Raw genomic sequence first — 13074 nt, 5'->3', positions numbered from 1 at the left:
CGATCAGGCCAACCGCAGCCTACGGAGTTCGCCGATGCGCAGCACCTTGCCGAGCCCCAGGAATCCGGCCGCCATGGCGAGCACGCCCGCGCCGAGGGCGAGCGCCGTCGCGGCGTTCGAGGTGCCGGCCAGGGCGGCGCAGGCCCGGGCCGCGCCCCAGGCGGCGCCCGCGGCGAGCCCGGCGGCCAGGGTGAGCTTGCCGTAGCTGCGCAGCAGCCGGCGTCCGTCGATCCGGCCGTCGAGGCGGCGGCGCAGGGTGCGAGCGGTGAGCAGCAGCCCGATGCCGTACGAGACCGCGTAGGCGCCCGCCATGGCGGTGACGGCCCAGCGTGCGGGCAGCAGCCAGTGGCAGGCGCAGACGAGGGCGATGTTCAGGGCGGCGATCCAGGCGGCGTTGAGGAACGGGGTGCGGGTGTCCTCGAACGCGTAGAAGCCGCGCAGCAGCAGGTACTGGGCGGAGAACGGGATCAGGCCGAGCGCGAACGCCTGGAGCATGTGGCCGATCGGTCCCGGGGCCGACTCGCCGTGCCCGAACAGCAGCGTGGCGATCTGCGGGCCGAGCGCGAGGAACAGGAACGCGGCGGGCACGATCACCGCGCCGGTGACGCGCAGGGCGCGGGACAGGTCGGCGCGCACGTCGTCGACGCGGCCCTCGACGGCGGCGGCGCTCATCCGCGGGAGGAGTGCGGTGACGAGCGAGACCGTGGCGATGGACTGGGGCAGCAGCCAGATCAGCTGGGCGCAGGTGTACGCGGTGTAGCCGACGCCCGCCTTGGGCAGCGCGGTGTCGGCGGCGTTGGCGAAGGTGGTGACGACGGCGAGGGCGGCCTGATTGACCAGGACGAGCAGCAGGGTCCAGCGGGCGGCCTGGATGCTGCGGCCGAGTCCGGTGCCCTTCCAGTCGAAGCGGGGCCGCATCCGGAAGCCGGCCGCGCGGGCGAACGGGATGAGGGCGAGGGCCTGTACGGCGATGCCGAGGGTGGTGCCGATGCCGAGGAGGCGGACCTGGGCGTCGGAGACGTCGGCGACCGAGCCGGGCAGGGTCATGGCGGCGAGGTAGTAGCCGAACATGCCGATGAGGACGAGGTTGTTGAGGACCGGGGTCCACATCATGGCGCCGAACTTGCCGCGTGCGTTCAGGACTTGGCCGAGCATGAAGAACAGTCCGTAGAAGAAGACCTGCGGGAGCAGGAACCGGGCGAAGACCACCGTGAGTGCGAAGGCCTGGTGGGTGTGGGGCGTGTCGTTCATGTACAGGCCGACGATCTGCGGGGCCGCCCACACGGCGAGGGCGGTGCCGAGGCCGAGGACGCACAGCACGAGGGTGACCAGGCGCTGTTCGTGGGCGCGGCCGCCGTCGGCGTGCTCGACGCGGGCGCGCACGAGCTGCGGGACGAGGACCGAGTTGAGGGCGCCGCCGATGAGCAGGGTGTACAGGCTCGTCGGGAGGGTGTTGGCGGTGTTGTAGGTGCTGGCGTACAGGGCGGTGCCGAGGGCGGCCGCCTGCAGCACCGTGCGGATGAGGCCGGTGGCGCGGGAGACGACCGTGCCGACGGCCATCAGGAGCGAGGAGCGGGCGAGCGAGCCGGGGCGGGCCGGCTCGACGGGTATGCGGGTCGTCTCGGTGGTCAATTCGTCGCCTCCGCTCTCGCGTTCAGGAAATCAATCACCGGAGGGGTCGCCTTGTCGGCGCACTCCTCGAAGTAGGCGTGCCGGCCGCCCGGGATCAGCAGCAGCCGGGCGCCGGGGATCCGCTCGGCGAGGAGCGGGGCGTTCGCCGTCGGGTTGAAGTCGTCGTCGGTGCCGTGCACGACGAGGGTGGGCGCGGTGATGCGGGGCAGCGCGTCCCAGGCGTCGTGGCGGGCGCTGGCCCGCAGATGGCGGCGGCGGGCGTGCGCGGGCATCTGCGGGTCGCCGAGGGTGTGGAACGGTCCGGGGTGCGTGGCGACGTACCCGGGGGTGTACATCAGGTCGAGCAGGGCCGCGCGGGAGACGGCCGGGTCGGGGTCGGCCAGGGCCGTGCGGACGGCGGGGCCGCGCTCGATGCCGTGCGGCGCCCCCGGGGACGTGCACCCGAGGACGAGCCGGTCGATGCGTGCGGCGTGGTCGGCGGCGAGCCACTGCGCGACCCGGCCGCCCATCGAGGTGCCGTACACATGGGCACGGTCGATGCCCGCGTGGCCGAGGACCGCGACGGCGTCACGAGCGAAGTTCTCGGTGCTGTACGTGTCGGTGTCCGGGGCGTCGCTCGCGCCGGTGCCGCGCCAGTCCATGACGACGGTGGTGAAGTGCGCGGCGAACCGTTCACGCACCGGGTCCCACCAGCGGTGACTGTTCGACTGACCGGCGAGCAGCAGCAACGGGGCGCCGCTGCCGTCGAGTTCGTAGTGGAGCGCGGCGCCGTCGGCCGCCTGTGCATGGGGCATGGTCGTGGATTCTCCCCCATCGCAACTCCCTCTGTTCAAACTGTGGACTCGACAACATCACTCTGCAATTCTCCAACATCTGAACGCAAGAACTCGATTTCTGTGCGCCTTGAGCGCAGGGACAGGGGAGTCATGAACGGACGATGGGTGCCGGTCTCCGGCAGACGGGGCAGAGGGGGCAGAGGCGGTGGGTGGCGCGCGCTGACGGTCGCGGTGCTCGCCGTCGCACTGGCTCTGCTGGGGCTGCCGGGGCTCGCCGCGCAGGCCGCGGGCGGGCCCAACCTCGCCGCGGGCGCCACGGCGAAGGCCAGCAGCGCCAAGGCGGACTTCGGCGCGGCGAACGTCTCGGACGGCAACGCGTCGACGTACTGGGAGAGTTCGGGCTCGGACTTCCCGCAGTGGGTGCAGGTCGATCTGGGCGCCTCGGCCGCTGTGGACGAGGTGGTGCTGCGTCTTCCGGCCGCCTGGGAGAGCCGTACCCAGACGCTGTCGGTGCAGGGCAGCGCGGACGGGCAGACCTTCGACACGCTGAAGGCGTCGGCGACGTACTCCTTCGCGCCGGGGTCGTCCAACACCGTGACGGTGCCCTTCGGGGCCCAGCAGACGCGCTACGTCCGGATCGTCGTCACGGCCAACTCCGGCTGGCAGGCGGCCCAGTTGGCGGAGCTGGAGGTGCACGGCGCCGCGGACTCCTCGACGAACCTGGCGCGCGGCCGCACCTTCACGGCGAGTTCGACCACGCAGACCTACCTCGCGGCGAACGCCGGTGACGGCAACGCGGCCACGTACTGGGAGAGCCAGAACGACGCCCTGCCGCAGTGGGTCCAGGTCGACCTGGGCGCGTCGGTGAAGGTGAACCGGGTGGTGCTGCGGCTGCCGTCGACGTGGGAGACCCGCACCCAGACGCTGTCCGTGCAGGGCAGCACGAACGGCAGCGACTTCACGGATCTGGTCGCCTCGAAGGCGTACGAGTTCAGCGCGACGAACGACCACGCGCAGACCCTGACCCTGGACACGGTCACGACCCGCTACCTGCGCGTCCGGGTCACCGCCAACACGGTGCAGAAGGCCGGTCAGCTCTCGGAGCTGGAGGTGTACGGGCCGACGACCGGCGACACGACGGCACCGTCCGCGCCGACCGGCCTCGCGTACACCGAGCCCGCCACCGGGCAGATCAGGCTGACGTGGAAGGCCGCCACCGACGACACGGCGGTGACGGGCTACGACATCTACGCCAACAACCAGCTGCGCGCCTCGGTGGGCGGCGACACGCTCACGTACACCGACACCCAGCCCGCCTCGTCGACCCTCACCTACTACGTGCGGGCCAAGGACGCGGCGGGCAACCAGTCGGCGAACAGCAACTCCGTGACGCGCACCGGCGATTCGGGCGACACGCAGGCGCCGACGGCGCCGTCGAACCTGGCGTTCACCGAGGCGACGGCCGGCGAGATCAAGCTGACCTGGGGCGCCTCCACCGACAACGTGAAGGTCACGGGCTACGACCTGTACGCGAACGGCGAGCTGCTGAAGTCCCTCGCCGGTGACGTCACGACGTACACCGACTCCCGGTCCGCGTCGGCGACGGTCACGTACACGGTGCGCGCCGAGGACGCGGCGGGGAACGTGTCGGCGGCGAGCAACGCGGTGACCCGCAACGGGTCGACGACGAACGACGCGAACCTGGCGGTGGGCAAGCCGGTGGCCGCGTCCTCCTCGACGTTCACGTACGTCGCCGAGAACACGGTGGACGACGACACCAGCACGTACTGGGAAGGCGCCGCCGGTGCCTATCCCGGCACCCTGACGGTGAAGCTCGGCTCGAACGCCGATCTGTCGTCGGTCGTGGTGCGGCTGAACCCGGACGCGGCCTGGTCGGCGCGGACGCAGAAGATCGAGGTCCTCGGCCGTGAGCAGAAGGCGTCGGACTTCACGACGCTGGTCGCGGCGAAGGAGTACTCCTTCGATCCGGCGAGCGGCAACAAGGTGACCATCCCGGTGAGCGCGCGGGCCGCGGACGTACGACTGTCGTTCACGGCCAACTCGGGCGCCCCGGCCGGGCAGGTCGCGGAGTTCCAGGTGCTCGGCGCGCCCGCGCCCAACCCGGATCTCCAGGTCACGGGCATCACGTCGAAGCCCGACGCGCCGGTCGAGTCGGACAAGGTCACGCTGTCGGCGACGGTCCGCAACACCGGCACCGAGGCGGCCGACGCCACGGACCTGGACTTCCTGCTCGGTGCGCAGAAGGTGGGCACTGCTTCCGTGGGCGCCCTCGCGGCCGGTGCCTCGACGACCGTCGGCGCGGACATCGGGGCGCACGACGCGGGCACCTACACGGTCGGCGCGGTCGTCGACCCGAGCGGTCTGGTGATCGAGCAGAACGAGGGCAACAACAGCTACACGAGCCCGACGTCGCTGATCGTGAAGCCGGTGACGAGCGCGGACCTGGTGGCCTCGCCGGTGGCGTGGTCGCCGAGCGCGCCCGCGGAGGGCGACACCGTCAAGTTCTCCGTCGCCGTCAAGAACCAGGGGAACAAGGCGAGTTCGAGCACCGCGCACGGCATCACGCTGACCGTCACCGACTCCGACGGCACGGTCGTCAGGACGCTCACCGGTTCGGCGGGCGGGGCGATCGCGGCCGGGGACACCACGGCCCCGGTCGACCTGGGCTCGTGGACGGCGGGCAAGGGCAAGTTCACGGTGAAGACCGTGATCGCCGACGACTCCGAGGAGCTGCCGGTCAAGCGCGCCAACAACAGTTCGTCGCAGCCGCTGTTCGTGGGGCGTGGCGCGAGCATGCCGTACGACATGTACGAGGCGGAGGACGGCACCGCGGGCGGCGGCGCCAAGGCCGTCGGCCCCAACCGCACCGTCGGTGACCTGGCCGGTGAGGCGTCGGGCCGCAAGGCCGTGACCCTCGGTTCGACCGGCTCGTACGTCGAGTGGACGACGAAGGCGCCGACGAACACGCTCGTCACCCGCTTCTCGATGCCGGACGCGGCCGGGGGCGGCGGCACGAACTCGACGCTGAACGTGTACGTCGACGGGAAGTTCCTCAAGGCCGTCGATCTGACGTCGAAGTACGCGTGGCTGTACGGCAATGAGACCGGGCCCGGCAACACGCCGAGCGCGGGCGGACCGCGGCACATCTACGACGAGGCGAACCTGCTGCTCGGCACGACCGTGCCCAAGGGCAGCACGATCCGGCTGCAGAAGGACGCCGCGAACACCTCCACGTACACCATCGACTACGTGAGCCTGGAGGAGGCCTCCGAACTGCCCAACCCGGACCCGGCGACGTACGCCGTGCCGACCGGTTTCTCGCAGCAGGCCGTGCAGGACGCCCTGGACAAGGTGCGGATGGACACGACGGGCAAGCTCGTCGGCGTCTATCTGCCGGCCGGTGACTACGAGACGTCGAACAAGTTCCAGGTGTACGGCAAGGCCGTGAAGGTGGTCGGCGCCGGGCCCTGGTTCACCCGGTTCCACACGCCGTCCTCGCAGGAGAACACCGACGCGGGCTTCCGTGCGGAGGCCAGCGCCAACGGGTCGACGTTCGCGCACTTCTCGTTCTTCGGGAACTACACCTCGCGCATCGACGGTCCGGGCAAGGTGTTCGACTTCTCCAACGTCGCCGACATCACCATCGACGACATCTGGAACGAGCACACCGTGTGCCTGTACTGGGGCGCCAACACGGACCGGGTCACCATCAAGAACTCCCGGATCCGGGACACGTTCGCCGACGGCGTCAACATGACGAACGGCTCGACGGACAACCACGTCGTCAACAACGAGGCCCGGGCCACGGGCGACGACAGCTTCGCGCTGTTCTCGGCGATCGACGCGGGCGGCGCGGACGAGAAGAACAACGTGTACGAGAACCTGACGTCGCTGCTGACGTGGCGGGCCGCGGGCATCGCGGTGTACGGCGGGTACGACAACACGTTCCGCAACATGCTCATCGCGGACACCCTCGTCTACTCCGGCATCACCATCAGCTCGCTGGACTTCGGGTACCCGATGAACGGCTTCGGCACCGAACCGACGACCGTCGAGAACACGTCGATCGTGCGCTCGGGCGGGCACTTCTGGGGCGGCCAGACCTTCCCGGGGATCTGGATGTTCTCCGCGTCGAAGGTGTTCCAGGGGATCCGCGTCAACGACGTGGACATCGTCGACCCTACGTACAGCGGCATCATGTTCCAGACCAACTACGTGGGAGGCCAGCCCCAGAACCCGATCAAGGACACGATCCTGACCGATGTCACGATCTCGGGCGCGCACAAGAGCGGCGACGCCTACGACGCCAAGTCCGGGTTCGGGCTGTGGGCGAACGAGATGCCGGAGTCGGGACAGGGGCCCGCGGTCGGTGAAGTGACGTTCCACAACCTGAAGTTGAGCGACAACGCGGTGGACGTCCGCAACACGACGTCCACGTTCAAGATCAACCTGCTGCCGTAGTCCGGCAGGGCACGATGGGGCGGTCGGGCACCCGCCCGGCCGCCCTTCGTGCCGTCAGGAGCCGTCCATGCACCGCCGTTCCACCGGGTACGCCCGGTTGTCCACCGCCCTCGCCCTGATCGACGACCGGCGGCTGCGGCAGCTGGTGCACAGCGCCGCGTCCCCGGGCAGCGGGATCGGCGGGCGCTCGGGCGTCCTCGACCTCGACGGCACACCGGCGTTCGTGAAGCGGGTGCCGCTGACGGCGCGGGAGCTGAGCCCGCACCACCTGCGCTCCACCGCCAACCTGTTCGACCTGCCCGCCTTCTACCAGTACGGGATCGGGTCCACCGGGTTCGGGGCGTGGCGGGAGCTCGCCCTGCACATCATGACGACGAACTGGGTGCTGTCGGGCGCGCACGACGGGTTCCCGCTGACCTATCACTGGCGGGTCCTGCCGGACGCGCCGCCGGACGGATTCCTGGACGACTTCGGCGGGCTCGACGGGGCGGTGGCGCACTGGGAGGGCTCTCCCGAGGTGCGGATGCGGCTGACGGAGCTGGCCGGGGCCGAGCACAGTCTGGTGCTGTTCCTGGAGTACGTGCCCGAGACGCTCGCGCAGTGGCTCGCGCCCCGCACCGACCCGGCGGACTACCGCTGGGCCCTGGCGGAGCTGGAGCGGACCACCGCCTTCCTGGGCGGCCGGGGCGTCGTGCACTTCGACGCGCACCTCGCCAACCTGCTCACCGACGGCGAGCGGGTGCTGTTCGCGGACTTCGGCCTCGCGCTGAGCTCGCGGTTCCGGCTGTCGGACGAGGAGACCCGGTTCCTCGCCGGGCATCTGCGCTCCTACGACCTGTGCTGGGCGCTGCGTCATCTGCGGCGGCATCACCTGCCCGACGACGCCGGGGCCGCGTCCGCGGTCGACGCGCTGCTCGCCCCGTACGCGCCCGCCCTGCGGGTGGTCGACGGATTCGCCGGCCGGCTGCTGCGCAGCAGGCGGACCCCGTACCCGGCGGAGGCGGTCGAGGCGGCCCTGCCGCACGCCGCCACCACCTGACTAAAGGAACCAGAGTTTCATTACAGCGACTCCCCTGCTATCGTTACGGCACGCCTTAAAGGAACGGTAGAACCGTTAAAGCGGAGGGGATCGTCATGGAGTACCGACAGCTGGGGGCGTCAGGACTGAAGGTGCCGGCGCTGAGCTTCGGCGCGGGTACGTTCGGCGGGCGCGGGCCGCTCTTCTCCGCCTGGGGCACAGCGGGCGTCGACGAGGCACGACGGATGGTGGACCTCAGCCTGGAGGCGGGCGTCACCATGTTCGACACCGCCGACGTGTACAGCGACGGCGCGTCGGAGGAGGTGCTCGGCGCGGCCCTCAAGGGGCGTCGCGACCGGGCCCTCATCTCGACGAAGGCCGCCCTGCCGACGGGTGACGGACCGTTCGACGCCGGAGTCTCGCGCTCGCGCCTGATCCGGTCGGTCGAGGCGGCGCTGCGCCGCCTCGACACCGACCACATCGACCTCTTCCAACTGCACGCCTACGACGCGAGCACCCCGGTGGAGGAGGTGCTGGGCACGCTGGACGACCTGGTCAGGGCGGGCAAGATCCGCTACACCGGCGTCTCCAACTACGCGGGCTGGCAGCTGATGAAGGGGCTCGCGGAGGCGGAGAAGCACGGCCGCCCGCGGTTCGCGGCGCACCAGGTCTACTACTCACTGGTCGGCCGCGACTACGAGTGGGAGCTGATGCCGCTGGCCCAGGACCAGGGCGTGGGCGCCGTGGTGTGGAGCCCGCTCGGCTGGGGCCGGCTCACCGGGAAGATCCGGCGCGGACAGCCCCTGCCGGCGAACAGCCGGCTGCACGAGACCGCGCAGTTCGGGCCGCCGATCGAAGACGAGCATCTGTACCGGGTGGTCGACGCCCTCGACGACGTCGCGAAGGAGACCGGGAAGGCGATCCCGCAGATCGCCATCAACTGGCTGCTGCGCAGGCCCACCGTCTCCTCGGTCCTGATCGGGGCCCGCAACGAGGAGCAGTTGAAGCAGAATCTCGGCGCCGTGGGCTGGGAGCTCACCCCGGAGCAGGTGGCGAAGCTGGACGCGGCGAGCGAGGTGAAGGTGCCGTACCCGTACTACCCGTACCGGATCCAGGACGGCTTCCGGCAGCTGAATCCACCGCTGGTGTGAGCAGCCGACCGAGGGGTGTCAACTGAAGGTTGACACCCCTCGACTGTCAACCTAGGGTTGCCTCATGACGCATCCGGAGAACCCCACGGGTCCGGCGGAGGCCGTGAACCCTTCCGCCATCACCCCTTCCGTCCGCCTCGACGACCTGATCGATGCCATCAAGAAGGCCCACAACGACGCGCTCGACCAGCTCCAGGACGCCGTGATCGCGGCGGACCACCTCGGTGACATCGCCGATCACCTCATCGGCCACTTCGTGGACCAGGCCCGCCGCTCCGGCGCCTCCTGGACCGACATCGGCAAGAGCATGGGCGTCACGCGCCAGGCCGCGCAGAAGCGCTTCGTGCCGAAGGGCTCGGAGAACGACCTGGACCCGAGCCAGGGCTTCAACCGCTACACGACGCGCGCCAGGAACGTCGTGGTCCACGCGCAGACCGAGGCGCACGCCAACAAGAACACCACCATCACCACCGCGCACCTGGTCCTCGGGCTGCTGCACGAGCCGGAGGCCCTGGGCGCCAAGGCGATCCTCGCGCAGGACGTGCTGCTCGACACCGTGCGCCAGGAGGCCACGGCCGAACTCCCCGCGAGCGCGGACGAGTCGCCGGCCCTGATCCCGTTCGACGCCGAGGCGAAGAAGGCGCTGGAGCTCACGTTCCGCGAGGCGCTGCGCCTGGGCCACAACTACATCGGCACCGAGCACCTCCTGCTCGCCCTGCTGGAGCAGGAGAACGGCTCGGGGCCGCTGTCCCGCCTCGGCATCACCAAGGAGGCGTCGGAGGCCGACATCGCCGCGGCCCTCGCGGCCTTCCCCAAGGACGCCTGAACACACAGGAGAACACACAGGAAACGGCAAGGTCCCCCGGCCGGGTGTCATGGACGCAGATGGGAAACTACGTCCATGACTGACCGCTCAGGAACACCCGCCCGGCCGGACGACCTCGTCGACATCGACGCGCTCATCGACGCCTATTACTCGAGGGAGCCCGACGTCACGCGCCCCGAGCAGCGTGTCGTCTTCGGCACGAGTGGCCACCGCGGCTCCAGCCTCGACGGCGCCTTCAACGAGAAGCACATCGCCGCCATCACGCAGGCCATCGTGGAGCACCGCACCGCCGAGGGCATCACGGGCCCCCTCTTCATCGGCCCCGACACGCACGCCCTGTCGAAGCCCGCGCTGAAGACGGCGCTCGGGGTGCTCGCGGCGCACGGCGTGCGGGTCATGGCCGACGCGCACGACGACTTCGTCCCGACCCCCGCGCTCAGCCACGCCATCCTGCGCTGGAACCGGGACGCGGCCGCGCCGCGCGCGGACGGCATCGTGATCACCCCGAGCCACAACCCGCCGCGCGACGGCGGCTTCAAGTACAACCCGCCGCACGGCGGCCCCGCCGACTCGACGACGACGGCATGGATCGCACAGCGCGCCAACGAGCTTCTGGAGGACGCGAGTTGGACGCCGTCCCGCGGCGACGAGTCGGCCTGGGAGCCGTACGACTTCCGGGAGCGCTACGTCGAGGACCTGAAGAACATCGTCGACGTGGACGCCATCCGGTCGGCGGGGGTGCGGATCGGCGCCGATCCGCTGGGCGGCGCGAGCGTCCACTACTGGTCGCGGATCGCCGAGCTGTACGAGCTGGACCTGACCGTCGTGAACCCGAGGACCGACCCGACGTGGCGGTTCATGACGCTCGACTGGGACGGCAAGATCCGTATGGACCCGTCGTCGGCGCCCGCGATGGCCTCCGTGCTCGCACGCCGCCACGACTACGACCTGCTGACCGGCAACGACGCCGACGCGGACCGGCACGGCATCGTCACGCCCGACGCGGGCCTGATGAACCCCAACCACTATCTCGCCGTCGCCATCCACTACCTCTTCAGCCACCGGCCGCAGTGGTCGGCGTCCGCGGCGATCGGCAAGACCCTCGTGTCGAGCGCCGTCATCGACCGGATCGCGGCCTCGCTCGGCCGCGAGCTCGTCGAAGTCCCCGTCGGATTCAAGTGGTTCGTGCCCGGGCTCGTCGACGGCTCGGTGGCGTTCGGCGGCGAGGAGAGCGCCGGCGCGAGCTTCGTCCGCAAGGACGGCGGCGTATGGACCACCGACAAGGACGGCATCCTGCTCGCGCTGCTCGCCGCCGAGATCCTCGCGGTGACCGGGAAGACGCCGTCGCGGTACTACGCCGAACTCGCCGCCGAGCACGGGGCGTCGGGGGCCGCGTACGCGCGCATCGACGCCAAGGCGACCAAGGAGCAGAAGGCCCGCCTGGCGCGGCTCACCGGTGACGCCATCACCGCGGACACCCTCGCGGGCGAGCCGATCACGGCGCGGCTCTCCGAGGCTCCGGGCAACGGGGCGGCCATCGGCGGCGTGAAGGTCACCACCGAGAACGCCTGGTTCGCGGCGCGGCCCAGCGGCACGGAGGACGTGTACAAGATCTACGCCGAGTCGTTCCTCGGCGCCGAGCACCTCGCCCGGGTGCAGAGCGAGGCGCAGGCGATCGTGGACGCGGCGCTCAGCTGAGGGTCTCCGGCAGGCCGGGGACGTCGGCGACGCTGTCCAGCACGTAGGTGTGCGGGTGGGGTTCGAGCTGCTCACGGGTCAACTGGCCCGTGAGCACGCCGATCACGACACCGGCGCCCGCGTGGGTCCCGGCCTCCAGGTCGACGACGGTGTCCCCGGCCACCAGGACCGTGCGCACGTCGACGACGCCGGTCTTCTCCATGGCGCGGTGGATCATGTACGGGGCGGGACGGCCGCGCGGCACCTCGTCGGAGGTGACGACGGCGTCGAGGAGGCCGTCCTCGCCGACACTCCAGCCGAGCGAGGCGAGCAGCGGCAGCGCGACGTCGTCGCTGAAGCCGGTGGTCAGCGCGACCTTGATGCCGCGGGCGCGCAGTTCCTCAAGTGCCTTGTCCGCGCGGCCGATCGGCTGCGGCGGTCGCAGCGCGTAGCGCTCGCGCAGGAACGTGCGGAAGACGCCGTACTGGCGCTCCACCAGCTCCGCGTCGGGCGTGCCGCCGCCGATGCGGACGAGGGCGGCGATGGCCTCGCGCTTGTCGGTGCCCATCCAGGTCTGCAGATCGGAGTCGGCGACGGTCACGCCGGTGGACTCGACCGCGTGGCGCAGCGCCTCGTAGACCGCGCCGTGTTCCTCGATGGTGGTGCCCGCCATGTCGAAGACGGCGAGCTCGATGCGTCGGGTCACTGGGGTTCCTCACTGACGGAGCGGGGTGCGGCCGGGTCGGCCGGGGGTTCGGAGTGCTCGCGGCCCGCGACGGTGCGGCCCCCGACGGTGTTCTCGATGGTGAAGGTGGCCATCGACGGCAGGTAGCGGTCGTCCGCGTACTCGACCGGTGTGCCGTCGCCCGTGTACGCCAACCGCCTTACGCGCAGCAGGGGGTGGCCGATGGCGACGTCGAGGAGTTCGGCGTCCTCGGGGTCGGCGGCGATCGCGTCGATGGTGTGCCGGGCGTGGTGGAGATCGACGCCGCGCGCGATGAGCGCCTCGTAGACGGAGCCCGCGTCGGGGTCGACGGCGAACAGGTGGGCGCCCGCTTCGAGCACGAACGTGGAGCGCTCGACCATCGCCGGGACGCCGTCGAGGTGCCGCAGCCGGACCAGGTCGACGACCGGGGCGCCCTCGTCGAGCCCGAGGCGCGCGGCCGTGTCGGGGCCGGCGCGCCGCCGCGCGACCTCGACCGTGTACTGGCCGGGTTCGCGCCCGATGGAGCGGGCCCACTGGGTGAACGACATGAGCGAGGCGAACGGCTGCGACGGGGTGACCCTGCGGGCCACCGGCGGTCTGCCGCGTCCGCCCACGAGGTGTCCTTCGGCGCGCAACTGGGCCAGCGCCTGGCGCACCGGGCCGCGTGAGGTGCCGAACTCCTCGCACAGCTGCGCCTCGCTGGGCACGGGCTGCCCCTCGGGCCACTCCCCCGCCTCGATCCGGCGCCGGAACTCGGCGCCGAGCCGCTGGTGCAGCGGCCCGCTCTCGGTACTTGTCTTCACAAG

The 13074-nt window shown here is 71.0% G+C and carries 9 protein-coding genes; 5 read left to right on the top strand and 4 right to left on the bottom strand.

Annotation, left to right across the window (positions count from 1 at the left end; genetic code table 11):
• Positions 1–3: 3 nt before the first annotated feature.
• The gene (murJ, locus tag J3486_RS04930; protein ID WP_267878143.1) at positions 4–1632 is read right to left on the bottom strand and encodes a murein biosynthesis integral membrane protein MurJ; all 1629 of its coding nucleotides are present in this window, start codon (positions 1630–1632) and stop codon (positions 4–6) included.
• Positions 1629–2426, bottom strand: a complete 798-nt coding sequence (locus tag J3486_RS04925; RefSeq protein ID WP_207818668.1) for an alpha/beta fold hydrolase — start codon at positions 2424–2426, stop codon at positions 1629–1631. The genes murJ and J3486_RS04925 overlap by 4 nt, the downstream gene beginning before the upstream one ends.
• Before the next feature lie 132 nt (positions 2427–2558).
• On the opposite strand from J3486_RS04925, the gene J3486_RS04920 reads away from it, so the two are divergent.
• From J3486_RS04920 to pgm, 5 genes are all read left to right on the top strand, one after another.
• Positions 2559–6890, top strand: a complete 4332-nt coding sequence (locus J3486_RS04920; protein WP_207818667.1) for a discoidin domain-containing protein — start codon at positions 2559–2561, stop codon at positions 6888–6890.
• A 67-nt stretch (positions 6891–6957) separates the two neighbouring features.
• Positions 6958–7929 (top strand): phosphotransferase, encoded by a 972-nt coding sequence (locus J3486_RS04915; RefSeq protein WP_207818666.1) that lies wholly within the window; start codon positions 6958–6960, stop codon positions 7927–7929.
• 95 nt (positions 7930–8024) lie between these two features.
• Entirely contained in the window at positions 8025–9059 is a 1035-nt protein-coding gene (locus J3486_RS04910) for an aldo/keto reductase (RefSeq protein WP_207818665.1), read from the top strand.
• A 64-nt stretch (positions 9060–9123) separates the two neighbouring features.
• Positions 9124–9885 carry a Clp protease N-terminal domain-containing protein gene (locus J3486_RS04905; protein WP_207818664.1) on the top strand — a complete coding sequence of 254 codons (762 nt, stop codon included), beginning with the start codon at positions 9124–9126 and terminating at the stop codon, positions 9883–9885.
• Between the two features lie 75 nt (positions 9886–9960).
• Positions 9961–11583 (top strand): phosphoglucomutase (alpha-D-glucose-1,6-bisphosphate-dependent), encoded by a 1623-nt coding sequence (gene pgm, locus J3486_RS04900; RefSeq protein WP_207818663.1) that lies wholly within the window; start codon positions 9961–9963, stop codon positions 11581–11583.
• On the opposite strand, the gene J3486_RS04895 is transcribed toward pgm, so the two are convergent.
• Both J3486_RS04895 and J3486_RS04890 read right to left on the bottom strand, forming a co-directional pair.
• A complete protein-coding gene (locus J3486_RS04895; protein ID WP_307804685.1) occupies positions 11576–12268 on the bottom strand; it encodes a phosphonatase-like hydrolase in 693 nt (230 codons plus the stop codon). The genes pgm and J3486_RS04895 overlap by 8 nt on opposite strands.
• A complete protein-coding gene (locus J3486_RS04890) occupies positions 12265–13071 on the bottom strand; it encodes a GntR family transcriptional regulator (protein ID WP_207818662.1) in 807 nt (268 codons plus the stop codon). The genes J3486_RS04895 and J3486_RS04890 overlap by 4 nt, the downstream gene beginning before the upstream one ends.
• Positions 13072–13074 lie beyond the last annotated feature (3 nt).

This window comes from Streptomyces sp. VRA16 Mangrove soil (assembly GCF_017377775.1).
Classification (GTDB): Bacteria; Actinomycetota; Actinomycetes; order Streptomycetales; family Streptomycetaceae; genus Streptomyces.
The sequence above is the reverse complement of the archived record's forward strand: the minus strand, read 5'-3'. Positions and strand labels throughout refer to the sequence as shown.